A 24707-nucleotide genomic window follows, 5' to 3' on the forward strand; every position below is an offset into this window, starting at 1 on the left:
GCGGCCGGGTGTCAGAACGGCTTGGTGGGGAGGTACTTGCCGTCGAGGGTGATGACGGCGCGCTCGCCGCCGTCGGGGTCGGCGACCTTCTTGACGTCGAGCTTGAAGTTGATGGCGGAGATGATGCCGTCGCCGAACTCCTCGTGGACGAGTGCCTTGAGGGTGGTGCCGTAGACCTGGAGCATCTCGTAGAAGCGGTACATGGTCGGGTCGGTGGGGATGCGGTTGGGCATCGAGCCGCGCACCGGGATGGTCTGGAGCAGCAGCGCGGCGTCCTCGTCGAGGCCGAGCAGCTCGGCGACCGCGTCGGCGGAGTCCTTCGGCAGCGGGTGCTGGCCGAGGACGGCGGCGGTGGTGAAGGCGACGGAGAGGCCGGAGGCGTCGGCGATCTGCTTCCAGGTGAGGTTCTTGCGGGTCTTGGCGTCGACGGCCTGGGCGGCGAGGGCCTCGCGGGCGGTCGGGGAGAACTGCGCGTGCACCATGAGGTTGCGCTCCTCTTGCGGGGGTGAAGGTGGTGTACCGGCCCGGTGGGCCGGCGAGATCCACCATGCATGACCTGCACCCATAGCGTCCAAGAGTTGCTGCCGATAGTCACGATAGATCGCATCTATATGGCGGCTCGCAGATGAGAAAGACAGGCGTCCTTTACCCCCGCCGTTCTGTGTATGGAGGAACCGTCACCTGCGGCCCCCCGCCGGTAAAGGGCAGGTCCAATCTCCTTGCCGCGCATTGCAGTTGACGGGACAGCATCACTAGCGTCGAACGCGGCTCACCAGTGCGATTTCCCCAGGTGCAGGAGCCGCGGCCCCCAATCACGCCGTCAACTCCTGCCTGCCTGTCCGCCGTTGTGCTCCCGGTTCAGCGACCCCAGGAGGCCCTTCCTTGCGTACCCCCACCGCGCCGACCCTCATCGGTGCCGCCGCACTCGTCCTCTCCGCGTTCACCGGTCTCGCCGCCTCGCCGGCCGGCGCCCAGTCCATGCCCACCACCTACAGCAAGGGCGGAGTGTCCTGGGTGCGGGCGTGCGACGCGCTCGCCAAGGGCGACACCATGAGCTGCCACGCGCTGAAGGTCACCAACGCGACGCAGCACGTCAACGCGCTCGGCGTCACCCCGAACGCGACCCCGTCCGGCTACGGCCCGGCGGACCTGCTGAGTGCGTACAACCTCCCGGCGAACGGTGGTGCGGGCACCACCATCGCGATCGTCGACGCGTACAACGACCCGAACGCCGAGTCCGACATGGCGGTCTACCGGGCGCAGTACGGGCTGCCGGCCTGCACCACCGCGAACGGGTGCTTCAAGAAGGTCAACCAGACCGGCGGGACGAAGCTGCCGACGTCCAACTCCGGCTGGGCGGGCGAGATTTCGCTCGACCTGGACATGGTCTCGGCGATCGCGCCGAACGCGCACATCATCCTGGTCGAGGCCACCACCGCGACCATGACCAACCTGGGCACCGCGGTGAACACCGCGGTCTCGCTGGGCGCCAAGTACGTGTCCAACAGCTACGGCGGCGGCGAGTCCTCCTCCGACGCCTCGTACGACAGCACGTACTTCAACCACCCGGGCGTGGCCGTCACCGTCTCCTCCGGCGACAGCGCGTACGGCGCGCAGTACCCGGCCGCCTCGAAGTACGTCACGGCGGTCGGCGGCACCTCGCTGAACCGCAACTCCAGCACCCGCGGCTGGGGCGAGTCGGTCTGGTACACCAACTCCACCGAGGGCACCGGCTCCGGCTGCTCCGCCTACGACGCCAAGCCGAGCTGGCAGACGGACACCGGCTGCGCCAAGCGCACGATAGCCGACGTCTCGGCGGTCGCCGACCCGGCCACCGGCGTCGCGGTCTACCAGACGTACGGCGGCAGCGGCTGGGCGGTGTACGGCGGCACCAGCGCCTCGTCGCCGATCATCGCGAGCGTCTACGCGCTGGCCGGGACGCCGTCGGCGGGCTCCTACCCGTCCTCGTTCCCGTACGCGCACACCGGTTCGCTGTACGACGTCACCACCGGCTCCAACGGCAGCTGCTCGCCGAGCTACCTGTGCACCGCCACCACCGGCTACGACGGCCCGACCGGCCTCGGCACCCCGCACGGCACGGCGGCCTTCACCGGCTGACGCTCGGACAGACCCACCGACGGGCGGTGGCGCGCAGGGACTCCCCCTCTCCTGCGCGTCACCGCCCTTGTTCCGTTGTGGGTGCGGCCGTCAATGATCAGGGCAGCAACAGGGCGAAAGGTCAGGACGCGGCGGGGCGGATCAGCCGGTCGTCGGGGATGACGGCGACGCCGAGGATCTCGATCATCGCCTCGGGCTGCCACAGCGCGGTGGTGCCGATGCCGGCCATCGCCGGGTAGACCGGCCCGGCGAGTTCGCGCCAGACCTCGCCGATCTGCTTGCCGTGCGCCTGGTAGTCGGGGATGTCGGTGAGGTAGAGCGTGATGCTCACCAGGTCCTCCGGCCGGCCGCCGGCCTCGGCGAGCGTGGCGAGCACGTTGCCGAAGGCCTGCCGGAACTGTTCGACGATGCCGCCGGGGACGATCCGCATGTCCCGGTCGAGGGCGGTCTGGCCGCCGAGGTGGAGGGTGTTGCCGCAGAGCGTGCCGTGCGAGTAGCCGCGCGGCTCGGGCAGCGACGCGGGGTTGACCGGGACGGGGGCCGAGTAGCTCGCCATGGAGGACTCCTGCGGGTCTGGTAACCGTCTGGTGCTGTCGGGTGTCTTCGGTGCGCGTCACCGTAGCAGCTATTGACAGTCTTGTGACGGTCGCAGAACCATTGAAACAACGCTCCCGGCACCGGGCGGCGTGCAGCGGTGCCGAAGTGGAGGTTCCTCCCATGCGTCTCGCAACGGTCACCCGCCCGGGCGGCGGCAGCAGTGCCGCGGTGCTCCGGGGTGAGGTCTGGCACGCGCTCCCGGCCCCCGACCTGTCGGCCTTCCTGCGCACCGGCGCCACGCCGCAGCCCGGCGAGCCGATCCCCGGCGCCGTCCCCGTGCTGCCGCTGCCCACGCCGGGCAAGGTGCTCTGCTGCGGGCTGAACTACGCCGAGCACATCCGCGAGATGGGACGTGAACTCCCGTCCCACCCCACGCTGTTCGCGAAGTTCGCGGACACGCTGGCCGGGCCGCAGGACGACCTGGTGCTGCCGCGCGGCCTCCAGCTGGACTGGGAGGCCGAGCTTGCGGTGGTGGTCGGCGCCACGCTGCGCCGCGCCGACCGGGCGGCGGCGCTGGCCGGGATCGCGGGCTACACGGTGGCGAACGACGTCTCGGTGCGGGACTGGCAGAACCGGACGGCGCAGTGGCTCCAGGGCAAGGCCTGGGACGGATCCTGCCCGGTCGGCCCGGTCGTGGTCACCCCGGACGAGGTGGACCCGGCGGCCGGACTGGAGGTGGTCTGCCGGGTCAACGGCGAACAGGTGCAGCGCGACAGCACCAAGACGCTGGTCTTCGACGCCGCCGACCTGCTGGCCTACATCTCCACGTTCACCGTGCTGCGCCCGGGCGACCTGGTCCTCACCGGGACGCCCGGCGGCGTCGGCGCCGCCCGCGACCCGCAGCGCTTCCTGGCCGACGGCGACGTGCTGGAGACGTCGATCTCCGGCATCGGCACCCTGCGCAACACGGTGCGCCTCACCGACTGACCCCGCACCACCGTCGTACACGGCACCGCCGACGATCCAGCAGAGCGAACTCTCTCGAACCGACCCTCAACGACGAGGAGCTTCCCATGGACCCCACCCCCGGCAACTCCCCCGACTACAGCTCGTACCTGCTGGAGGGCGACAACTCGGTGTACGCCACCGAGAGCGGCCTGGTGGTCCCGGTGGTGACCAGGGCGGGCAACGAGCCCGCCGACACCGGGCAGTCGGCGGGCGCCACCCGGATCTCCGGCGTCAGCATCCAGCACACCCCGGCGAAGCGGCTGTGGTTCGGCAAGGTCGGCAACGAGCCCGGCTACCGGTCGGTGCCGCACCACCACGGCGAGGCGGAGACCGGCGGCTACGTGCTGTCGGGCCGGGGCCGGATCTACTTCGGCGCGAAGTTCGCCGACTACGTCGATCTCGCCGAGGGCGACTGGGTGTTCGTCCCGCCGTTCATGCCGCACGTGGAGTGCAACCTCGACCGCAACCGCCCGCTGACCTGGATGACCACCCGCACCCCGGAGAACATCGTGGTCAACCTGCCCGAGGTGCCGGACGCGGAGCTCCCCGACTGGCTGGAGCGGCCCTGATGGCCGACACCACCTCGGAGTTCTTCGCCGCGGCCGTCGCCCTGGAGCCCGTCGCACCCGAGCACTTCGACCTCGCGTTCACCGCCGTCACCCAGCCCTGTCCGTGGCCGAAGGCGTACGGCGGCGACCTGGTCGCCCAGGCGGCGGCCGCGGCGATGCGCTCGGTCGGGGACGGCAAGGTGCTGCACTCGATGCACTCGTACTTCATGCGCCCGGCCGAGATCGGCGAACCGGTGCGCCACGAGGTCGAGTTGCTGCGCGACGGCCGCGGCTACGCGACCCGGCAGGTGCGCGCCTACCAGCGGGGCAAGGCGCTGTACGTGTGCCTGGCCAACTTCGCGGCGGGCGAGCCCGGCGGCAGCTTCGCCGCCGCGCCGCCCGGTGCCCTTCCCGACCCCGATGAACTGCCCGGCTCCGCCGCCTACTTGGCCGACCGCGAGGGCGGCACCATGACGAAGGCGTCCAAGGAGTACTGGTCGGCGGGGCGCAGCTTCGACCTGCGGCACGTGCCGGGCCCGGTGTACCTGGACGTCGAGGGCGGGCGGGCGCCGCACCAGGCGGTCTGGGTGCGGCCGTTCGACGCGCTGCGGCCGGTGGAGGGGCTGAACGACGCGCAGCGGGACGCGGCGGCGCTGGCGTACGTGTGCGACTACACGATCCTGGAGCCGGTGCTGCGGGTGCTGGGCCTGGGGTGGGCGCGGCCGGGGCTGGTCACGGCGAGCCTGGACCATGCGATGTGGTTCCACCGGGCGCCGCGCCCGGGGGTGTTGGACGGCTGGCTGCTGTACGCGCAGCAGGCGGTGGCGGCGGAGTCCGGCCGGGGTCTCGGCGAGGGCCGGTTCTTCACGCCGGACGGTGTGCATCTGGCGACGGTGCTCCAGGAGGGCATGATCCGGGCGGGGGACGGCAGATGACGGAGTCCGGCTTCCGTGACACGTTCGCGCGCGACCACCTGCCGCCGGCCGGGCAGTGGCCGGTGCTGGAGTTCACCACCGAGTCGCTGCACTACCCCGAACGCCTGAACGCCGCAGTGGAGTTGCTGGACCGTCAGGTCGCCGCGCTGGGCCCGGACCGGCCGGCGCTGCGCACGCCGGGCGGGGAGGTGTGGACGTACGGCGAGTTGCAGCTGCGGTCGGCGCAGGTGGCGCAGGTGCTGACCGAGGATCTGGGCCTGGTGCCGGGCAACCGGGTGCTGCTGCGTTCGCCGAACAATCCGTGGGCGGTGGCGGCCTGGCTGGGTGTGCTGCGGGCCGGCGGGATCGCGGTGGCCACCATGGCGGCCTTGCGGGCACGGGAGTTGGGGCCGATCGTCGCGAAGACCCGGCCGGTGCTGGCGCTGGTGGACCACCGCTTCCTGGACGAGGTGCGGGGCCTCCCGGAGCTCACGGTGGTGCCGGTCGGCGGCGGCGCGAAGGACGACCTGGTGCAGCGGGCGGCGGGCAAGGAGGGCCGGTTCGCAGCGGTGGACACGGCGGCGGACGACGTGGCGCTGTTCGGGCCGACCTCCGGGACCACGGGCGTCCCGAAGATCACCGTGCACTTCCACCGCGATCTGCTGTCGATCGACAACACCTTCGGCACCTCCACCCTGCGGCTGCGCCCGGACGACCTGGTGGCCTGCACGGCGCCGCTGGCGTTCACCTTCGGGCTGGGCATGCTGGTGGTGTTCCCGCTGCGGGCGGGCGCGTGCGCGTTCCTGACCGAGTCGGCGACGCCGGCGCAGCTGGCCGAGCTGGTGGCCGAGCACGGGGTGACGGTGCTGGCGACGGCGCCGACCGCGTACCGGCAGATCGTCAAGTCCGGTCTGACGCATCGGATTTCATCTCTGCGCGTGGCGGTGAGCGCGGGCGAGCACATCCCGCTGGAGGTGTGGGAGCAGCTGCGGGCGGAGACCGGTCTGCGGGTGGTGGACGGCATCGGCGCGACGGAGTTGCTGCACATCTTCATCTCGGCCGCGGGTGACGAGATCCGCCCGGGTGCGACGGGCCGGCCGGTGCCGGGGTTCCGGGCGACGGTGCTCGGCCCGGACGGCGAGGAGCTCGGCCCGGGCGAGGAGGGGCGGCTGGCGGTGATCGGCCCGGTCGGCTGCCGGTATCTGGACGACGAGCGCCAGGCCGACTATGTGCTCAACGGCTGGAACGTCACCGGCGACACCTTCGTCCGCGACGAGGACGGCTACTTCTGGTACCGGGCGCGCAGCGACAACATGATCGTCTCGTCCGGTTACAACATCGCCGGGCCCGAGGTGGAGGCCGCCGTGGACACCCATCCGGACGTGGTGGAGTCGGCGGTGGTGGCCTCGCCCGACGCCGAACGCGGCTCGGTGGTCTGCGCGTTCGTGGTGCTGCGGCCGGGCGCGGCGGCGGACCCGGCGACGGCCCGCAGCATCCAGGACCACGTGAAGCGGCAGCTCGCGCCGTACAAGTACCCGCGCGAGGTGCGGTTCGTCGAGGCGCTGCCGCGCAATCCCAGCGGCAAGCTCCAGCATTTCCGGCTGCGCAGGCTCGTCGAGGACTCGGCAGTGGAGGGCACGGCATGAGGATCGCGGTGGTCGGCGGCGGCCCGGGCGGGCTGTACTTCGCCGCGCTGATGAAGCAGTTGGACCCCTCGCACCGGGTGACGGTGTGGGAGCGCAACGCCCCCGAGGACACCTTCGGCTTCGGCGTGGTGTTCTCCGACGAGACGCTGACCGGCATCGCGGGCGCGGACGAGGTGGTGCACGCCGCGATGGAGCGCGGCTTCGCCCGCTGGACGGACATCGACGTCGACTTCAACGGCCACCGGTTCACCGTCGGCGGGCAGGGGTTCGCCGCGATGGGACGCAAGGACCTGCTGGAGATCCTCCAACGGCGCGCCGCGGAGCTCGGCGTGCGCGTCCACTACCGCACCCCGGCGCCGGACGTCGAGGAACTGCGGGCCACCCACGATCTGGTGCTGGCGGCGGACGGTGTGCACTCCGCCGTACGGACCTCGCTCGCCGAGGCGTTCCGCCCGTCGCTGGACACCCGGCACAACATGTACATCTGGCTCGGCACCGACCTGGTCTTCGAGGCGTTCCAGTTCTTCGTCAAGCAGACGGAGTGGGGAACCATGCAGATCCACGGCTACCCGTACTCGGCGACGGGCTCGACGTTCATCGTGGAAATGCACGAAGAGGTGTGGCGGCGGGCCGGCTTCGACCGCACCGCCGGGCAGGAGTTCGGGCCGGGCGAGTCCGACGACGACGCGGTCTCCCGGATCGCGGAGATCTTCGCCGAGGAGCTGAAGGGCCACCAGGTCCTCACCAACAAGTCGCGCTGGCTGAACTTCACCACCGTCCGCAACGAGCGCTGGTACGACGGCAACGTGGTGCTGCTCGGCGACGCCGCGCACACCGCGCACTTCTCGATCGGCTCCGGCACCAAGCTCGCCATGGAGGACGCCCTGGCGCTGGCGGCCTGCCTGCACGAACGGGCAACCGTTCCCGAGGCGTTGGCCGCGTACCAGGAGGAGCGCCGGCCGGTGGTCGAATCGACCCAGCGGGCCGCGCAGGCCTCGCTGGAATGGTTCGAGAACATCGGCATGTACGCCGACCAGGAGCCCGCCCAGTTCGTCTTCAACCTGCTGACCCGCTCGCGCCGGATCACCTTCGAGAACCTGAAGGAACGCGACGCGGAGTTCGCCGCGTTGGTGGAGGGCGACTTCGCCCGGCAGCAGGGGCTGGCGGCGGCGCCGGCCATGTTCCAGCCGGTGCGGATCGGCGAGTTGGAGCTGAACAACCGCGTCGTCGTCTCGCCGATGGACATGTACTCCGCGGTGGACGGCGTGCCCGGCGACTTCCACCTGGTGCACCTGGGCTCGAAGGCGCTCGGCGGCGCGGGCCTGGTGATGAGCGAGATGGTCTGCGTCTCCCCCGAGGGCCGGATCACGCCCGGCTGCGCGGGCCTGTGGAACGACGCGCAGCGCGACGCCTGGCATCGCACCACCTCCTTCGTGCACCAGCACAGTTCGGCGAAGATCGGCCTCCAGCTCGGCCACTCGGGCCGCAAGGGCTCGACCCGGCTGATGTGGGACGGCATCGACGAGCCGCTCCCCGACGGCAACTGGGAGGTGATCGGGCCGTCCGCGCTGCCGTACGGGCCCGGCTGCCACGTGCCGCGCGAAGCGACCCGCGCCGACCTCGACCGGGTGCTCGCCGACTTCGAGGCGGCGGCGCGGCGCGGGGTGGAGGCGGGCTTCGACCTGATCGAGGTGCACGCCGCGCACGGCTACCTGTTGTCCTCCTTCCTCTCCCCCGTCGCCAACCGCCGCACCGACGCGTACGGCGGCAGCCTGCCCCGGCGCCTGCGTTTCCCGCTGGAGGTGTTCGACGCCGTCCGGCGGGCCGTGCCGGAGCGGATCCCGGTGACGGTGCGCATCTCGGCGACCGACTGGCTGCCGGACGGCACCACCGAGGAGGACGCGGTGGAGATCGCCCGGGCCTTCGTCGAACACGGCGCGGCCGCGATCGACGTCTCCTCCGGGCAGGTCGCCAGGAACGAGAAGCCGGCCTACGGGCGCTCCTACCAGACGCCGTTCGCCGACCGGATCCGCCACCGGGTGGCCGCTCCGGCGGGCGTGGCGGTGATCGCGGTAGGCGCGATCTCCTCCTGGGACGACGTCAACTCGATCCTGCTGGCCGGCCGCGCCGACCTGTGCGCACTGGGCCGCACCCACCTGTACGACCCGCAGTGGACGCTGCACGCGGCGGCCGAACAGAACTACCGCGGCGCGGGCGCCGACTGGCCGGTGCAGTGGCGGGCCGGACGCCGCCGCCCGCCCACCGCGCGCACCGACCGCGTCCCGCCCCGGCTGTCGCTGCTGCGCGACGGCGCCCCCGCCACCGTGCACCTGCGGTGGACGCCGGACCGGATCGGGGCTCCCGCGTGAGGGCCCGGGGTGCGGTCCGATCATCGGTTCGACGTCCGTCATACTCACTGGGATGAGCGAGACACTCGGCGGGACGAGCGGGGCACTCGGCGGGACGGCCGAGCCCACGGACGACGCCCGGCCCACCGCGGCACGCCGTTCCCGCACCGTGCTGGTCACCTTCCTCGGCGCCGTCGTCCGCAAGCTGGGCAACTGGATGCCGATCGCCGGCACCGTCGAACTGCTCACCCAGGCCGGCCTGGACGCCTCCAGCGTCCGCACCGCGGTCTTCCGGCTCAAGCAGCGCGGCTGGCTGGAGGCCCAGACCCGCTCCGGCGTCCGCGGATACGCACTGACGCCCGCCGCGCTGGAGGCACTGGCCGCCGGCGACGAGGTGATCTGGCACGCCCGGCAGCCCGCCGACCTCGCCGACGGCTGGTGCCTCGTCAACTTCTCCGTCCCCGAGTCCGCCCGCGCCAGACGCCACCAACTGACCGCGCACCTGGCCGCGCTCGGCTTCGGCAACATCGGCGCGGCGGTGTGGATCGCCCCCGCCCGCATGCTCCCCGCCGCCGGACGCGCCATCGACGAACTCGGCCTGACCGACCAGTGCGCCCTCTTCACCGGCGACCACGTCGGCGGGCAGGACCTCGCCGCGATGGTCCGCAAGGGCTGGGACCTGGACGAAATCGACCGCCGCTACCGGGAGTTCCTCACCGACCGCACCGCCGAGGCCGACCGCCTGGCCGCGACCGCGTTCGTGGACGGCCGGGACGCCTTCACCGGCTACCTGTCCGTGGTCGACGACTGGCGCAAACTCCCCTTCCGCGACCCGGGCCTGCCCCCGCAGGTCCTGCCCCCCGACTGGTCCGGCCCCGCCGCCGTCCACCTCTTCGAACAACTCGTCGCCGCCCTCGAGGGCCGCGCCCTCGCCCACGCCGCGCCGTACTGGTCGCCCCGTTAGGCCGTTTTTCGAGCCGAACGAAAGAGCCGAACGAAATGCGGCCTAGCCGGCGGGCAGTTCCTCGGCGGGCAGCCGGCCGGCCTTGACGGCGTCGACCAGCGCCCGGTGGTCGCGTTCGTTCTGGTCCGCGTACGCCTCGGCGAACGACACCAGCGCGTGGTCGAACACGTCCTTCTTGCCCAGGTACGCGGCGATGGCGATCCGGTCGCCGGAGCGGGCGTGGGCGCGGGCCAGAGTGAATCCGCAGACCTCGCCGAAGACCTGCATGCCGGACGGCACCAGGTCCTCGGCGACCACGATGCCCTTCCAGTCGCGCAGTTGGCGGATGTAGAAGTCGCGCTGCCGGTCGTCGAGGCCCCGCACCCGCTCCCAGCCGAGGAAGATGTCGCTGGCGGCCTGCATCAGTCGCTGGCCGGCCACCACCCGCTCGCCCTGGTTGTGGTACTCGCTGGCGCCGACGTGGGCGGCCAGCACGGACGGGCCGGCCTCCTTGGCTTGGAGGAACAGCGGGTCCTGGCCGTCCCGGCCGAGCATCAGGAAGATCCAGCAGCGGGTGCCGACGCTGCCGACGCCGACCACTTTGCGGGCCACGTCCACCAGCCGGTAGTCGGCCAGCAGGGTACGCCGGTCGGAGCTGAGGGTGCTGCCGTAGCGTTCGACCAGACTACGGAACTCCCGTTCCAGCGCGGCACGTTGCATCTCCGGCAGCAGTTCGTCGATGGGCATCAGCAGCGGCGGGTCGGGGGCGATCCGGACCTCACCGTCGATCACCCGGGTGAGTTTGCCGAAGACCTGGAGGCTGTCCCGGGTGCGGGCCTTGGCCATGCTGCGGGCCAGCATCGTCCGGCCGCGCTTGTGGAGGCGTCCGGTGGCCAGGGCCTGGAGCTGGGCGGAGTCCATCCGGGTGTACCAGAGGTCGAGGTTGCCCAGGGCGGCGAAGCGGATCATCGACTCGCGGTACGACCGGACGGTGGCCCGCACGATGTCGGCCCGCACCCCGTCGTCGAAATCGTTGGCCCGCCCGGCGATCACCAGGCTGGCCGCCAGCCGTTTGACGTCCCACTCCCAGGGGCCGGGCAGTGTCTCGTCGAAGTCGTTGATGTCAAACAGGAGCTGACGCTCCGGCGAGGCCAGCAGCCGGAAGTTCAGCATGTGGGCGTCGCCGCACAGCTGGGCCCGGATACCGGAATCCGGCGAGCCCGCCAGGTCCGAGGCCATGATCGCGGCGGCGCCCCGGTAGAACCGGAACGGCGACTCCATCATCCGGGCGTAGCGGATCGGCACCAGCTCGGGCAGCCGGACCGCCGACTGCGCCTTCAGGATCTTCAACGGATCCGGCCGGTCCTTCGCCGCCCGGAACTCCGCATGACTCGAACGCGGGGCACGCCGCCGGGCCTCCCGCCCGAGCGCCGCCCGCTCCTCGGGCGTCGCGTTCGGCACGGCCCGGATCGCCGTGGTCGATTCCTGGTCCATCCGAGGCCTCCTCGCGCCCACCCCACCCATCTCCGGCGCCCGGCGGACGCCCACCTCCGATCATCTCGGCACCGGGCCGATCCGGCCTGTCGGATCAACGGCGGCCTCGGCCGGCCAGGCGGCCGCGCAGAGTGCGGTGACCAGTTCCTCCTGGTAGCGCGCGGCAGCGAGCCAGGCCGCGGCAAAGCCCAGGTGATCGGCGCTGTGCAGACGGCCGAACACATCACGCCCCCGATCCGCCGCCGCCGCGTGCAGCGCGACCAGCAACTGCTCTGCGGTGCCGAGACCCACCGCCCGCAGCCCGCGCCCTTCCGCGGCGGCCTGCGCGGAGCGTCCGGCCAGCGCCCGGCGGCCGCCGGTGACGGCCTGTTCGAGCGGGCGGGTCAGCAGGTGGAAGGGCGGCTGCGGGGGGAACGCGGCGGCAGGCGGCGCTTCGGCGCGGCCCGGCGGCAGGTCGGCGTGTTGAAGGCGTTCCAGGCCCAGGCTGACGCGGTTGCGGTGCGCGGGCGGCAGAGTGAGCGGCGGGCCGGGGCGTCCCGGGGCGGGGGCGGCGGCCAGCAGGCGCAGGCGCGGGTGGGTGGCGCGCTCCAGGCGGCCGATCACGCGCAGCGGCAGGCCGGGTACGGAGGCGAGTGCCGCGAGGTTGGCGGCGAAGGCGAGTCGCGGGTGGTCGTGGGCGGGCAGCAGCGCCACCGTCGTCCCCGCGCACTCGGCGAGCAGTTGCGGGCCGGGCGAACCGGGGACGGCGCCGGGGCCGAGCACGGTGACGTCGAGGAACAGCAGGTCCGACCCGGCGGGCCGCCGCTCGTGCGGGGTGCGTCCGGCGGTCAGGGCGCGGGCGATCTGGGCGGGCACCGGTTCCGCCCAGAGCCGGGCGACGGGCTCCTCGTCCCAGTCGGCCCCGGCGGCGCGCACGGCCCGGACCTGCGCGCCCGCGCCGAGGCGCCCGGACTCGGTCCGGGTCGCGCCCTGGACGACCAGCCCGGCGCGGGCGAGGTCGCGGTGCGACAGCGCCGCGTCCCCCAGCCGGACCGGCCGGCCGGCCGCCGCCCCCGCGAGTTGCGCGGCTTCGGCCGGATCGGCGTGCGGGGTGACGTCGGAGACGGTGGCGAGCTTCCCGTCGGCGTCCACCACCCAGACCGTCACACCGGCGTGCGTGGCCGACACCACCGGCTCGGCGAACAGCCCGTACAGGCGCAGCGAGCCGACCTCCCGGTACGTCTGCCGGGCCGCTCCGCGCAGCTCCCCGGGCGTCGACACGGTGGTGGTGGCGCCGAGCAGTTCGCGATGGGCGGTGGCCAGGTCGGCGAGCCGGTGGCCGGGCTCGGCGGCCCGGGCGGCGCGCAGCCGGGTGACCACGGTGGTGGCCAGCGCGGCCGGCCGGTGCAGGCCGAGCAGCCGGGCCTGGTGGGCGGTGCGCAGCAGTTCCGCCTGCAGGATGCTGCCGGCGCCGCTGATGCCGGCGGCCAAGGTGTCGGCCGCGACCCGGCGCAGGCGGTCGACGGCTTCGGCCTCGGCGGGAGTGAGCGGCTCGTCCGGCGGCGGGGCGTCAACTCCCGTGTCCGGCACGGGTTCCGAAGGCGTTGGCACCGGTTCGTCGGCTACGGGCGCGGCCGTGACGGCGGCGGCGCGGTGCAGGCAGTCGGGGGCGAGCAGGCAGCCGCACCGGACGTCGTCGGCCGTACGGACGGTGCCGCCGGGGGCGTGCAGGACCAGCACGGTCTCGTCGTCGATCCGCAGCGTCCAGTCGTCGCCGGTCCGCTCGATCGGGCGGTCGGCGAGTTTGGCGGCCGCGCCGTCGAGCCGCTTCTGGAGGCGCGCCGACAGGGCCGACACCACCTCCGCGACCACCTCGGCGGCCACCGCGGGCCATCGGGTGTCTGTCATCGGATCTTCTCCCCCACCCAGCGGGCCAGTTCCAGCGGGCTGAGCGCCGCCATCGGCATGCCCGCGGCGACGAGTTGTTCGGCGACGGCTACCGAGTACCGCGGCTTTCCGGTGTCGTCGAGGGCGGCGCAGCCGAGCAGCTGGCAGCCGGCGCCTACCAGCGCCCGGGTCTCCGTCAGGAGCCCGCCGAGCGGGTAGCCCTCCTCGAAGTCGCTCACCACCGCGATCAGCGTGCGGGACGGCACGGTGACCAGCTCGCGGGCGTACCGCAGGCCCGCCGCGATGTGCGTCCCGCCGCCGACGCGGACCTCCAGGAGCAGCCCCAGCGGGTCGTCGACCCGTCCGCTCAGATCGACGACGTCGGTCGAGAAGGCCACGAAATGCGCGGTCAGGGACGGGACCCCGGCCAGGATCGACGCGGTCAGCGCGGCCCAGACGGTGGACGCCTCCATCGACCCGGACACGTCCACGACGAGGATCAGCCGCCAGTCGTTGGCCTGGGTGGCCCTGGTCCGGAAGACCGGCCGTTCGGGCACGATCACGGTGCTTCCGTCGGCGCCGGGACGGGCGGTGGCGAGGTTGGCCCGGATCGTCCGGTCGAGGTCGAGCGGGCCGCCGCGACGGCGGCTCGGCCGGGGCAGGGTGAGTCCGGTCAGCGCGGGGCGGAGGGTGCTCGCCAGCTCGCGCGACAGTTCCTCCACCAGCCGCCGGACCAGCGGGCGCAGGGCGGCAAGGCGCGCTTCGGGCAGGCCGCCCGCGTGCTGGAGCACCGTGCGCAGCAGCTCGACCGAGGGGCGGACGGCCTCTGGGGCGAGCGCCTCCAGCACATCGGTACGGCCCGCGCCGGCCGCGGCGGCGAGCACCTCCTCGCGGATGCCCGGCCCGAACAGGGCCACCAGTTCCTCCGACCACTCCCGGACGCCCGGGTACGGGGCTTCCCGGCCACCGCGCCGGTCACCGGTCGGGCCGGGCGCGGAACCCTCGCCCCGGCCGGTGCCGTACAGCTCGTCGAGCGCGGCGGCGAGTCGCGCGGACCGGCCGGTCGGGGCCGGGCCGCTGCCCGGGCGTCCGAGTACCAGCCGCCAGCGGTCGGCGGGCGGGAGGGTCGTTCCGGGGGTTCCGGTCGGGCGTGTTGGCTCGTCGGGCGCGTGAAGCTCGTCGAGAGATCCCGCACCTTCGACCAGTAGGCCGCTGGCTTCGAGCAATTGACGCACCGTCAGATCGGCCCGGGCCCAGGTGGCGAGGGTGGCCGGGTCGAGCTCGGTCGGCAGGGTGTCGACCCGGGCGCCGAGGCGTTCCTCGACGACGGCGAGCAGCCGGTCGCGGGCGGCCGGGCTGAGTGTGTCGAACCCGCCACGCAGGGCGGGCAATCGGTCCAGGAAGGCTTCGTCGGAGAGCTCGGTGACGCGGGCCAGCAGGGGTTCGAGCGCGGCCGGGGCGGCGGTGAGCAGCCCCTCGGCCGCGGTGAGCAGCCCGCCGAGAGACCGACTGAGTGCCTCCCGGCCCGCCGGGGCGGAGGCGGCGTCCACCCAGGAGGCGACCCGCCCGCCGAACTCGGCGGGCTCCTGGTGGCCGAGCAGCACCCTGGTCGCGCCGGCGGCGCCGCGGATCAGCGGCGAGCCGTCGTCGGCGAGGCGGCGGAGGGTGTGGCCGAGCCGGATGCCGCCGTCGGCGTCGGCCCGGCGGGCGAACTCCACCAGGGCGCGGGCGTCGGCGAAGTCGTCGGAACCGGCCAGGCCCTCGAGCCCCCTCACCGCGGCGGCGGTGAGCGATTCGGCGGCCTCGGCGGCCTGGCCGAGCAGCGGCGCGACCGCCTCGCGGCCGGCCAGGTGCCCGGCGGCGAACCGGTCGAGCAGGGCGAGCCCGTCGAGCAGTTCGGCGAGGGACGCCACCGCCGGTACCTCCTCGGCGAGTTGGCCGAGCCGGGTGGCGGTCAGCGCGGGCAGGGCGCACCCGGCGGCGGCGGCGAGACCGTCGATGGTCTGCCGGGCCGTCGAGCCGCCCGCCTCCCGTTCGCGCCGCAAGCGCTCGCGCAGCGCACCGTCGGCGGCCTGACCGGGCGTCACCCCGCGCACTCCCGCTACGGTGAGCATCGCGGCAACGGCGGGCGTCCACTGCACCCGCCACCGCGACCCGACCGCGTCGGTGCCGCCCGCACCGGTCACGGCGACCGGTTCGCCGTACGGCACGCCGCACACTTCCAGGCGGCGCAGCAGCAGTTCGCGGCGGGCGTCGAGGGACGAGCGGTGCGGGTCGAGCCGGAGATCGCGCGCGGACGGCTCGGCTGCGTCGGGCAGGCCGAGTTCGACGAGCAGCGCCTCGACGGCCGGTCCGAGACCGGTGCGGGGCGCGGCCGGGGTCGGACGACCGATGCGGTTGCCGACCAACACCTCCTCGAGCGCCCGGGCAACAGCCCGACCGCGCCCGAGCGGTTCCCCCTGCGCGAGGGCGGTCTGCACCGCCTCGATCAACTCCCCACGCCCCGGCGCCGGAAGCCCGCGCAGCCGGGCCAGGTCTCCCGCCAGCCGCACCACCTCCCGCGCATCGGCTGGCCCGGCGGGGTGCCCCTGGCCACGCAGCGCGTCGCAGATCCGGACCGCGGTGCGGGTGAGCTCCGCGGCGAGCCGGTCCGGGTCTCCGCCGGCGGCCAGCACGGTGTGCTGCCACTCCGGGTCGCGAATCCCGGCGGGGTAGCCGGAGCGGGCGTCGAGCAGCGGGTACGTGTAGGGGACGAGCGAGATGACGTACGACTCCGGCCCGCCGGTCGACGCAGGCGCAGTCTCCGACGACGGCACGGTCGCGACGGGCTGTGCCTGGGCAGTCGCCGGTACCGCGCCAGCCGCCGAAGGAGCGGTCGCCGCCGGTACCGCGCCAGCCGCCGAAGGGACGCTCGCCGCTGGTACCGCGCCAGCCCCCGAAGGGACGCTCGCCGCTGGTACCGCGCCAGCCCCCGAAGGGACGGCCGCCGCTGGTACCGCGCCAGCCCCCGAAGGGACGCTCGTCGCCGGTACCGCGCCAGCCCCCGAAGGGACGCTCGTCGCCGGTACCGCGCCAGCCCCCGAAGGGACGCTCGTCGCCGGTACCGCGCCAGCCGCTGACGGCGGATCAGCCACCAGCCCGTCAGCGACCGACCACGGCACGACAGCTGCCGAAGGCAAGCTGCTCGTCGCGTCCGGGACAACCTCCACCGGCGAGGCGGCCAACGAACACGGGGCAGTCACCGAGGCCGGAACGGCACTTGCCGGCCCCGGCACAGCCCCTGCCCGCGGACCAACGTCCGTCGCCGCGGGAGCACTTGCCGCCCCGGCATCGCCGAGCAGCGCCGGTGCGTGAAAGGCCCCGATGACCGCGGCCACCCGGCGGCCGTCCGCCCCGGCGGCGTGGATGCGGGCGCGCATCCACGACTCGCGGTGGAGGTCGAGCGGGTCGACGATGTGGGCGTCCTGCCGCAGCGCCCAGCCGACGAGCAACGCGGCGCGGCGGATTTCTTCCGGGGTGCAGCCGGGGGCGGGGGCTTCGACCAGGCGGTCCCACAGGTCTTCGTCGGGGCGGCCGGTCAGTCGGCGGCGCAGTGCCTCGGCGAGCCCGGCCGCGCCGCCGGAACCCGCGACAGCACCGCCGGCGGCGCGGTGGGCGAGCGGCAGGTCGCAGGCGAGGGCGGGCACGCCGTGGCGGGCGGCCCAGCGGAGGGCGGCCAGTTCCGGCGAGAAGTCCGCGAACGGGTAGAACGCCGGTCCGGCACCCTCGTCGGCGGTTGCGGCGGCGAGGGCCACCGGTGCCTCGGTGTGCTCGTCGGCGAGGAGGCCGAGCCACGGCTGGAACTCCTCGGGCAGTTCGACGAGCAGCACGTCCGGCCGCGCCGCGTCGAGCAGGGCGGGCAGCACGGCCGCGATCGACGGGGCGTGGTGGCGCACGCCGATCAGGTAGGGCCCGGGGCCGTCCACGCCCGAACCGGCAAGCCTGGCAAGTGCCTCGGCCGGGGACGCCCCGGGCACGGTGTCGGTGGCCGACGGCCCGGGGCGCTCGTCGCCGGAATGGGCGGGCCCGGCCGGGGCAGCCTCGGACACGGCGTCGGCAGCAGCGCCCACGGCGGACGTCCCAGGGCAGTCTTCGCCGGCCCGCGCGATCCCCGCCGGGGAGGCTTTGGCATCGGTGGTCACTGCCGTCAGGCCCCCAGTGCCGGGCGCAGGTCCCACAGGGTGCGCCAGGTCGCGGAGCCCTGTTCGGCGCGGCGGCGGACCGGGCCGTCCCAGTAGCCGAGGAGCCGGGCGGTGTCGGCGGGGTCGTCCTTGCGGACGACGCCGACGAGTTGGCCGGGGAGGCGGGTGAGGGTGTCGGCGCCGTCGAGGTAGGCGGCGGTGACGCCGAGTGCGGTGGCGACGGAGACGGCTTCGGCGGTGCTCATGACGGTGGAGGGGCGTTCGACGTCCCAGCCTTCGACGGAGCGGCCGGTGCGCAGGTCGCGGAAGGCGGTGACCAGGGCTTCGAGGACGGCGTCGTCGACCGCGTAGGGTGCGCCGGCGCGAGCGACGGCGGCGGTGGACTGGCGCCGGACGAGGTCGATCTCGGCGTCGAGGTCGCCGATCGGGCCGACGGTCTCGAAGTTGAAGCGTCGTTTCAGGGCGGCGGACATCTCGGAGACGCCCTTGTCGCGCAGGTTGGCGGTGGCGATCAGGGTGAACCCGGGGGCGGCGTGCAGCTGGGCGTCCGCGCTGCCCGCGAGTTCGGGGACGGCTATCCGGCGTTCGGAGAGCAACGAGACCAGGGCGTCCTGGACTTCGGGCAGGCAGCGGGTGACTTCTTCGACGCGGGCGACCGCGCCGGTGGTCATGGCGGTGAGGACGGGCGAGGGCACCAGGGCTTCCCGGCTGGGGCCCTTCGCGAGCAGCAGGGCGTAGTTCCAGCCGTACTTGAGCTGGTCCTCGGTGGTGCCGGCGGTGCCCTGGACGGTGAGTGCGCTGGTGCCGCAGACGGCGGCGGCGAGCAGCTCGGAGAGCATCGACTTGGCGGTGCCGGGTTCGCCGACCAGCAGCAGGCCGCGTTCGCCGGCCAGGGTGACGACGCAGCGTTCGACCAGGGCGCGGTCGCCGACGAACTTCGCTTCGACCGTCATGCTGCGACGGCCGTGCTTGAGCTTCTCACCGCCACTGCCGAGCACGAAGGTGACGACGGCGCGCGGGGTGAGCCGCCAGCCGGGCGGGCGGGGGCCGGTGTCGTACGCGGCGAGGAACGCGAGTTCGGCGGCGTACTTGTCCTCGGGCAGGACGACCTGCCGGTCGGGCTCAGTGCTCATAGCGAAATCCCCAGTGGTCTTCATCGACGGCCTCGCCGGCGGGTGTTGGTGGTGAGCTGTTCGTAGCCGGGCCGGTCGCCGTCGGCGATCCGCTGCCAGGCGCGGGCGAACAGTTCGGGTGCGGGGAGGTGCGGCAGGATCGCCCGGTCGGACGGGATGGCGTACAGGCCGGCCTTCCAGACCTCGACGGGCAGGGCGGGCGACTTGGCCTCCTGCCAGCCGCCGGGCAGGAACAGGCCCCGGCCGGCCCGGGACCGCTTGGCCTCCAACACCAGGTCGGTGGCGGCGAGTTCGGCCCGGGCGCGCTTGAGCCGGGCGGGCTTCCAGCCGGTCCAGCGGGCCGTGTTGCGGTCGGTGGGGTCGGGGAGGGCGAGCAGTTGCAGGTAGAGGGCGGCGGCGTCCTCGCCGAGCCCGAACTCCTCGGAGACCTCGGCGACCAGCGCGGGGACGCTGCGCTGCGGGTCCTGCGGGTAGCCGGCCGGTTCGTCGGCGGCGGAGCCGTGCGCGGTCAGCCGGGCCAGGTCGTCGCCGAGCAGCGCCCGCAGGGCGGCCAGCCCGTCCTGGTGGCGCTGGGTGCCGAGCAGGTCGGCGAGCAGGCCGAGCAGCGGGTCGTCCGGGCCGGTGAGCGCGGCCGGCCGCAGGTGTGCGGTTTCGCCGTAGTGGCTGGGGGCCAGCACGATCGCCTCGCCGCAGGCCACCGGTTCCTCGCCGGCCTGGCCGTTCTGCTCCGGCAGGCCGAAGTGGCCGCGCAGCACGGCCGGGAGCCGCGTGTCGCGGACGGTGGAGTACCGGCCGAGGTCGAGCAGCAGGCCCGGGTCGGCGAGGCGGGCGCGGATCGCGGCCAGCGACCGGGGCAGTGCCGGGCGCAGGTCGGAGCCGTACGGCAGGCGGTGGGCCAGCCAGCGGAGTGCGTCGACCGCCCTGGCGAGGGTCCAGGCGTCCGGGAGCGCCTCGGGGTCGTCGGGGAGCAGGTCGACGCCGTGCTCGGTCGGGCGGACGCGCTGGGTGGTGGTGCGGGCGAGCCAACCGGTGGTCTCCGGGTTGAGGACCTGCTCGATCGCGGAGATGGTCGTCCCGTTGACGCTGGTCTGGTCCTCCTCGGGGAGTGTCCGCAGGCGTCCGCGGCGCTCGATCCAGCGGGCTGCGGCGGCATCCGTCGCCAGGCCGTCGGACCAGAGCTGCGCGGGGTCGGCGGGGAGCAGGGCGGCCAGGACGGCGTCCAGGTCGGTGCGGTCGAGGGCGCGCAGCCACTCCGCGGCAACGTTGGCCTGAGTGGCCTTCAGCTCGTACTGGGCGAGCTGTTCGGCGGTGGGGAAGTCGCTCCACCGGGAGTACAGCCCGTCGGGCATGGCGAGCAGCAGAGCGGCCCGGGTCCGGCCGATGCCGGTGGCCGCGTCGAACGCGTCGGCCTGCTCGGGCTGCCGGGCGATCGGGCCGTGCTGGGCGAGCTGTGCGGTGAAGCGGGCGATCCAGTCGGCCGTCAGGTCGTCGCGCAACCGCCGTTCCCCGGTGATGGTGAAGTCGGCGACGGGCCCGAACTTCCCGGACGGGTCGTGCTCGATCGCGTCCCAGTGCAGGAGCTCCCCGTAGTGGCTGCGGCACTCCAGCACGACCACGGTGCGGTCGCCGTGGCGCAGCACCTGGCCCACCCGGGCCTTGGACGTCCCGGACTTCGTGGTGTCGTTCTTCTCGCTGAGCGTCACCTGACGGAGTGTCGGGCCGCCGTCGGCGAGTGGGCCACGGGTCAGCTCGGTCAGCAGCAGGGCCAGCGCGGACCGGGCGGGCTGCCCGGTGGCGGGGACGGCGGCGGCCAGGGCGATGGGGGCGGTGCGGCCGAGAAGGTCGGCCCAGCCGTGGTGGTCGCCCCGCAGGGAGAGGCGGTGCGGGTCGGCCGTCCAGGTGGCGGGCCGGTCCTGCGGCGGCGCGGCCAACAGGTCGGTGACGGTGCGCAGGTTGGCGAGCGCGTGCCACTTCTCGGGCTCGTGCCGCCAGCGGTTCCCGAAGCCGTCCGCGCCGCCGAAGACACCCTGGAGTGCCTCGCGCAGCGTCCCGTCGTCGCCGTGCTCCGGCCGGTACCCGACGGGTCCGGCGGGGGCGGCCGGGGTTTCGGTCTCGGGCTGCGGCAGCGGCGCGAACCGGGCGGCGCTGGTCGCGGTGTCGGTGGCGAGCCGGGCGAGTCCGGCGACGCCCGCGAGCAGCAGCGGGTCGGTGAGGCCCGGCAGCACCTGGGCGGCGGCCGCGACCGGGACGGCCTGGCGCGCCTTGCTGCCCGCGACCTGCCGGGCGGTGCCCTGGATCAGCAGCAGCTCGGGGCTGCTCGGCGGTTCGACGTCCTCGGCGTCCACCGGCCAGGCGGCGTCGAGGAGTTCGGCGGCCTGCCGGTCGGTGACGGCGCGCAGCAGCTGTGAGCCGGCCTCGTCGCGGGGGCGCAGCGCGTGCCAGTGGTCGAGCGGCGGCACCAGGGCGGTGCCGGCGGCGTGCAGTTGGCCGGGGTGGGAGACGGTGAGTTCGGCGACGTGGTCGGGGGTGCCGTCGGCGGGGCCGAGCAGGATGGTGCGCTGGTCGGCGGTCAGGGCGAGGGCTGCGCCGCCGGGCAGGGTGATCCGGCCGACCGGCCACCGGTGGGCCGACTCCACGGTGACCCGGTGGCCGTCGACGCCGGTGAACGTCGCCCGGTCGTTGCCGGTGCGCAGGCAGCCACCGAGCAGGATGCCGTCGGTGCCGAGCGGGCTGAGTTCCAAACCGGGTTGGAGCGGGAACAGCCGGGAGTGCACGGGCCGGAGGGTGCCGGACGAGTCGCCGCCCTTGCTGAACAGCGGCGGCGCGGACGCCCGGCCGTGGCTGCCCGTCAGCGGGTCGTACTCGACCAGGGCGCCGCGGCGGTACGTCCAGTGGCCGACGCCGTCGCTGAACACGGGCCGTTCGACGGGCAGCACGGTGTCGCCGGCGTGCAAAACCCGGCCGCCGGTGGCGCGGCCGCCGCCGGGCAGCGGCAGAGAGGCCTCACTCATGTTGTGCGGGCCGTAGTAGCCGACGTCGACCGGTTCGCCGGTCGGCACGAACACCTGGTCGGGCCGGCCGGACCAGTACGCGCGGACCTCGCCGTCCTCCCGCCAGGCGACCAGCAGTTCGCCGTCGACGAAACGCAGGCGGGGGCTGTGCCAGCGGGGCAGGTCGGCGGGGCAGCGCAGGTCGTGCTCCAGCAGGATGCCGTCCGGGCCGACCACGACGGCCCTGTTGCGGCGGGCCAGGATCAGGGCCGGCCAGGCGTCCTCGATCTGCAGGTCGCTGCGGTTGATCCGGCCGGGGACGCGGCCGCTGTCCTCGTCCTCGAAGAGGCGGCGCAGGCCCTCCTCCAGGGCGGGCCAGCCGAGTTCGTCGATGATGCCGGCCCGGAGGGTGTGTCCGAGCAGGGCGGCAACGTCGATTCCGGCGATCCGGGCGGCGGCGGCCGGGTTGGCGTCGATGAGGGCGGAGCGGACGGGGCCGAGGGCGGTCAGCTGGCTGGACGCACTGGCCAGGCCCGTCGCGGAGCGCAGTGCGTCGGCCCGCTCGTCGGCCCATTCGACGAACAGGGCGCGCAGCACCGGGTATTGGACGGCGATCGGGCCGAGCGTGCTGCCACCGTGCCTTCCCCAGACCTCCGGGACGGCGTTCTTCAGCGCGGCGCGGAAGCGCGGGTCCGCCGCGACGGCCGCCAGGTCGCGGCGTCCGGGGCCGCCGTCCTCCACCCAAGGGCCGAGGTAAATGGTCGGGGTGTCCGACGGATCGGCGACCGGCACCCCCTCCGCGAGCAGCACGTCCAGGACGTTCAGCGCCGTCGGGTGCTTGGGCAGGAGCTCCACCGGGACGGCCTCGGCGCGCAGCCGCTCGGCCATCCGGCCGGCCAGTTCGACGGTGGCGCCGCAGGCGGGGCGGGAGCGCCAGCCCCGGTCGAGGTGGGCGGTCCAGCGCTGGAGCCAGCGGGCGGCGGGCTCCGTGCCGACGGTCTTCGGATCCGTCAGCAGCTGCTCGGCACCCGACTCCTGGAGCAGCGTCAGCCAGTCCGCGTCGGTGGCGGCGTCGTTCTTGGAGCCCGCGGGGGTCGGCAGGATCGCCAGCAACCGGGCCCGGACCGCGTCGTCCCGGCGGGCCAGTTCGATCAGCGCGCCGCGCCAGGACTTCCACACCGCGGCGGGGGCCCGGCCGACGGCGGGCGAGGTCAGCAGCTCGCCGAGCAGCAGCTGTTCCTGTTCCTGCCGGTCGAGCCCGGCGGCCCGGATCAGCTGCCGGGCGTCCTCGGCGATGCCCGCGTACGGGGCCATGCCCGCGGCGGAGCGTTCCGCGCACAGCTGGCGGAAGCGCTGCCAGGCGGTGGGCGCGTCGAGTCGTCCGGCGAGTTCCTTCACGTACTGGCGCAGCGCCTTGACGGTCAGAGCGCCGCCGAGTGCGAACTCCAGGAAGACGGCGCGCAGCCGTTCCTCGTCGATGGGCAGGCTGTGGGTGCGTTCGGCTTCGCGGGCCTTGCCGAAGTAGGTGGCGGCGTAGTTCTGATTGCCCTGTTCGAGGAAGATCCGGCCGACCTGTTCGCAGTAGGTGGGCAGGAAGTGCGGGACGGCACGACCGAGGCGGACGGCGACTTCGTCGAAGCCGTCCTTGGCGTTGCCGGGCTTGGACTTGACGAAGCGGGCGAGGCGTTCCATCTCCTTGACCACGGCCAGCGCGTGGTGCCCGTTGGCCGGGTCGTGGACCAGCGCCCAGGCGGGGAAGCCGAGCGCCTCCTGCCGGACCTGGCCCACCTCGACGGGTTCGCCGTCCGGTATCAGGCCGAGGAACTCGACGGCGAGGTCCTCGGCCGGGCCGAGTGCGGCGGGCACCAGGCGGACGACGGTGCGGCCGTCCAGCCCGGGGTGCCGGTAGCTGCGGGCGGTCAGCGTGTCGACGGTGCTGTCGACGCCGTCGGCCGCGGCGATCCGGCCGAGCGTCAGAACGGCGCCGGCGTCGAGCAGGTCTTCGTGGTACTGCGCGTCGGTGCGGGTGCTGTCCGTCATGCCGACTCCTCCCCTTCGATGGTGCGGCCGGCGTGCAGCGCGGCGGCCATGCGCATTCCTTCGGACCAGGCCACCGGGCCCACTTCGGCGAACGGCACCGGCCGCCCGTCGGCGTCGACCCAGCTGAGCGAGCCGGTCTCGCACTCGTCGTACTCGTAGTAGTCGCCGACCCAGACGCGGGCCTCCAGCGTGCGGCCGTCCTCGACCAGCGGCACGATCGCGTACCCGCCGCGGACGCGGTGGCCCAACCGGGCGCAGCGGCCGACCAGTTCGCGCAGCTCCTTGTAGCGGCCGCCGGCGTAGGTGTCGACCTGGGTGTCCGTGGGGTCGAGGTCGGCGGGGCGCTGCCAGACCTCGCGGTGCAGCTGCTGGAGCTGCTGGGCGACGTCCAGCTCGACGGCGAACTCCCGCAGCTCGTCCAGGTCTTCGAGCAGCACGGGGTGCGGGATCCGGATCTCGGCGTCGGTCAGGCGGACGGTGTCGCCGTCCAGGTCGACCACGCCGATGCCGCGCGCCGGGTCGGCGTCGCGCAGGAACCCGGCCACCGAGCCGTCGGCTCCCGTCACCACCAGGTCGCGCAGCACCGACCGCCAGGTCTCGTCGGCCCACACCGCGCCGAGCACGGCGGCCGGGACGGGCAGCGAACGGACCATCCACCGCTCGACTGTCGCCAGGCACTGCCGCTCGTGCGCGTCGAGCCACTCCGCGAGCCGGCGCAGCTGCACGACGGCCGGGTCGTCCTTGAGCTTCGCCGGCACTGTCTTCAACCGGCGGCCGGCCGCGTTCCGGCACGCGACCTTTCCGTCCGCCTCCAGAGTGACCTCGTAGTCACCCGCTGTCAGCCATGCCACGTCAGAGCCCTCCCGGCCGCCGTTCCTGAGCTGGGAAGAACGTATCCGGCCACACCGACAGATGATCGTCCGCCCCTGCGACGCCCGGCC

The 24707-nt window shown here is 74.0% G+C and carries 15 protein-coding genes; 7 read left to right on the forward strand and 8 right to left on the reverse strand.

Annotated features, from left to right (window positions below; translation table 11 throughout):
• Nucleotides 1-11 precede the first annotated feature (11 nt).
• A complete protein-coding gene (gene cynS / locus ACFYST_RS20170) occupies nucleotides 12-482 on the reverse strand; it encodes a cyanase (RefSeq protein WP_387646787.1) in 471 nt (156 codons plus the stop codon).
• A gap of 400 nt (nucleotides 483-882) precedes the next feature.
• On the opposite strand from cynS, the gene ACFYST_RS20175 reads away from it, so the two are divergent.
• On the forward strand, nucleotides 883-2118 hold the full coding sequence (locus tag ACFYST_RS20175; protein WP_387646788.1) for a peptidase S8: 1236 nt from the start codon (nucleotides 883-885) through the stop codon (nucleotides 2116-2118).
• Between the two features lie 121 nt (nucleotides 2119-2239).
• On the opposite strand, the gene ACFYST_RS20180 is transcribed toward ACFYST_RS20175, so the two are convergent.
• A complete protein-coding gene (locus tag ACFYST_RS20180; RefSeq protein ID WP_387646791.1) occupies nucleotides 2240-2674 on the reverse strand; it encodes a RidA family protein in 435 nt (144 codons plus the stop codon).
• Between the two features lie 161 nt (nucleotides 2675-2835).
• Between ACFYST_RS20180 and ACFYST_RS20185 the strand changes: the two genes are divergently transcribed.
• The 6 genes from ACFYST_RS20185 to ACFYST_RS20210 all read left to right on the forward strand — a co-directional run bounded on the left by ACFYST_RS20185 (nucleotide 2836) and on the right by ACFYST_RS20210 (nucleotide 10083).
• Nucleotides 2836-3642 (forward strand): fumarylacetoacetate hydrolase family protein, encoded by an 807-nt coding sequence (locus ACFYST_RS20185; protein ID WP_387864123.1) that lies wholly within the window; start codon nucleotides 2836-2838, stop codon nucleotides 3640-3642.
• A gap of 86 nt (nucleotides 3643-3728) precedes the next feature.
• Entirely contained in the window at nucleotides 3729-4232 is a 504-nt protein-coding gene (locus ACFYST_RS20190) for a cupin domain-containing protein (RefSeq protein ID WP_387646796.1), read from the forward strand.
• The gene (locus tag ACFYST_RS20195; RefSeq protein ID WP_387864126.1) at nucleotides 4232-5146 is read left to right on the forward strand and encodes an acyl-CoA thioesterase; all 915 of its coding nucleotides are present in this window, start codon (nucleotides 4232-4234) and stop codon (nucleotides 5144-5146) included. Before ACFYST_RS20190 ends, ACFYST_RS20195 begins: the two co-directional genes overlap by 1 nt.
• Nucleotides 5143-6771 carry an AMP-binding protein gene (locus tag ACFYST_RS20200; RefSeq protein WP_387864129.1) on the forward strand — a complete coding sequence of 543 codons (1629 nt, stop codon included), beginning with the start codon at nucleotides 5143-5145 and terminating at the stop codon, nucleotides 6769-6771. The genes ACFYST_RS20195 and ACFYST_RS20200 overlap by 4 nt, the downstream gene beginning before the upstream one ends.
• A complete protein-coding gene (locus tag ACFYST_RS20205) occupies nucleotides 6768-9140 on the forward strand; it encodes a bifunctional salicylyl-CoA 5-hydroxylase/oxidoreductase (RefSeq protein WP_387864132.1) in 2373 nt (790 codons plus the stop codon). The genes ACFYST_RS20200 and ACFYST_RS20205 overlap by 4 nt, the downstream gene beginning before the upstream one ends.
• Nucleotides 9141-9192: 52 nt before the next feature.
• Entirely contained in the window at nucleotides 9193-10083 is an 891-nt protein-coding gene (locus tag ACFYST_RS20210; RefSeq protein ID WP_387864134.1) for a PaaX family transcriptional regulator C-terminal domain-containing protein, read from the forward strand.
• A 42-nt stretch (nucleotides 10084-10125) separates the two neighbouring features.
• Here the strand turns inward: ACFYST_RS20210 and ACFYST_RS20215 are convergent, their stop codons facing one another.
• The 6 genes from ACFYST_RS20215 to ACFYST_RS20240 form a co-directional block, all read right to left on the reverse strand.
• The gene (locus ACFYST_RS20215) at nucleotides 10126-11556 is read right to left on the reverse strand and encodes a DUF2252 domain-containing protein (protein ID WP_387864135.1); all 1431 of its coding nucleotides are present in this window, start codon (nucleotides 11554-11556) and stop codon (nucleotides 10126-10128) included.
• A gap of 60 nt (nucleotides 11557-11616) precedes the next feature.
• Entirely contained in the window at nucleotides 11617-13443 is a 1827-nt protein-coding gene (locus ACFYST_RS20220; protein ID WP_387864138.1) for a hypothetical protein, read from the reverse strand.
• On the reverse strand, nucleotides 13440-17531 hold the full coding sequence (locus tag ACFYST_RS20225; protein ID WP_387864140.1) for a DUF5682 family protein: 4092 nt from the start codon (nucleotides 17529-17531) through the stop codon (nucleotides 13440-13442). The genes ACFYST_RS20220 and ACFYST_RS20225 overlap by 4 nt, the downstream gene beginning before the upstream one ends.
• Nucleotides 17532-17608: 77 nt before the next feature.
• Nucleotides 17609-18736, reverse strand: a complete 1128-nt coding sequence (locus ACFYST_RS20230) for an AAA family ATPase (protein WP_387646821.1) — start codon at nucleotides 18734-18736, stop codon at nucleotides 17609-17611.
• A gap of 20 nt (nucleotides 18737-18756) precedes the next feature.
• Nucleotides 18757-23766 carry a hypothetical protein gene (locus ACFYST_RS20235; protein WP_387864141.1) on the reverse strand — a complete coding sequence of 1670 codons (5010 nt, stop codon included), beginning with the start codon at nucleotides 23764-23766 and terminating at the stop codon, nucleotides 18757-18759.
• Complete coding sequence (locus ACFYST_RS20240; protein WP_387864144.1) at nucleotides 23763-24617, reverse strand: DUF4132 domain-containing protein; 855 nt, start codon at nucleotides 24615-24617, stop codon at nucleotides 23763-23765. The genes ACFYST_RS20235 and ACFYST_RS20240 overlap by 4 nt, the downstream gene beginning before the upstream one ends.
• Nucleotides 24618-24707: the final 90 nt, after the last annotated feature.

Origin of the sequence: Kitasatospora sp. NPDC004614 (genome assembly GCF_042873675.1) — a bacterium.
Taxonomy (GTDB): domain Bacteria; phylum Actinomycetota; class Actinomycetes; order Streptomycetales; family Streptomycetaceae; genus Kitasatospora.

What these genes read in the sequence shown, in the direction of transcription:
- cynS (WP_387646787.1), bottom strand. Translation starts at nt 482, where the DNA reads ATGGTGCACGCGCAGTTCTCCCCGACCGCCCGCGAGGCCCTCGCCGCC.
- ACFYST_RS20180 (WP_387646791.1), bottom strand. Translation starts at nt 2,674, where the DNA reads ATGGCGAGCTACTCGGCCCCCGTCCCGGTCAACCCCGCGTCGCTGCCC.
- ACFYST_RS20185 (WP_387864123.1), top strand. Translation starts at nt 2,836, where the DNA reads ATGCGTCTCGCAACGGTCACCCGCCCGGGCGGCGGCAGCAGTGCCGCG.
- ACFYST_RS20190 (WP_387646796.1), top strand. Translation starts at nt 3,729, where the DNA reads ATGGACCCCACCCCCGGCAACTCCCCCGACTACAGCTCGTACCTGCTG.
- ACFYST_RS20195 (WP_387864126.1), top strand. Translation starts at nt 4,232, where the DNA reads ATGGCCGACACCACCTCGGAGTTCTTCGCCGCGGCCGTCGCCCTGGAG.
- ACFYST_RS20200 (WP_387864129.1), top strand. Translation starts at nt 5,143, where the DNA reads ATGACGGAGTCCGGCTTCCGTGACACGTTCGCGCGCGACCACCTGCCG.
- ACFYST_RS20205 (WP_387864132.1), top strand. Translation starts at nt 6,768, where the DNA reads ATGAGGATCGCGGTGGTCGGCGGCGGCCCGGGCGGGCTGTACTTCGCC.
- ACFYST_RS20210 (WP_387864134.1), top strand. Translation starts at nt 9,193, where the DNA reads ATGAGCGAGACACTCGGCGGGACGAGCGGGGCACTCGGCGGGACGGCC.
- ACFYST_RS20215 (WP_387864135.1), bottom strand. Translation starts at nt 11,556, where the DNA reads ATGGACCAGGAATCGACCACGGCGATCCGGGCCGTGCCGAACGCGACG.
- ACFYST_RS20220 (WP_387864138.1), bottom strand. Translation starts at nt 13,443, where the DNA reads ATGACAGACACCCGATGGCCCGCGGTGGCCGCCGAGGTGGTCGCGGAG.
- ACFYST_RS20230 (WP_387646821.1), bottom strand. Translation starts at nt 18,736, where the DNA reads ATGAGCACTGAGCCCGACCGGCAGGTCGTCCTGCCCGAGGACAAGTAC.
- ACFYST_RS20235 (WP_387864141.1), bottom strand. Translation starts at nt 23,766, where the DNA reads ATGACGGACAGCACCCGCACCGACGCGCAGTACCACGAAGACCTGCTC.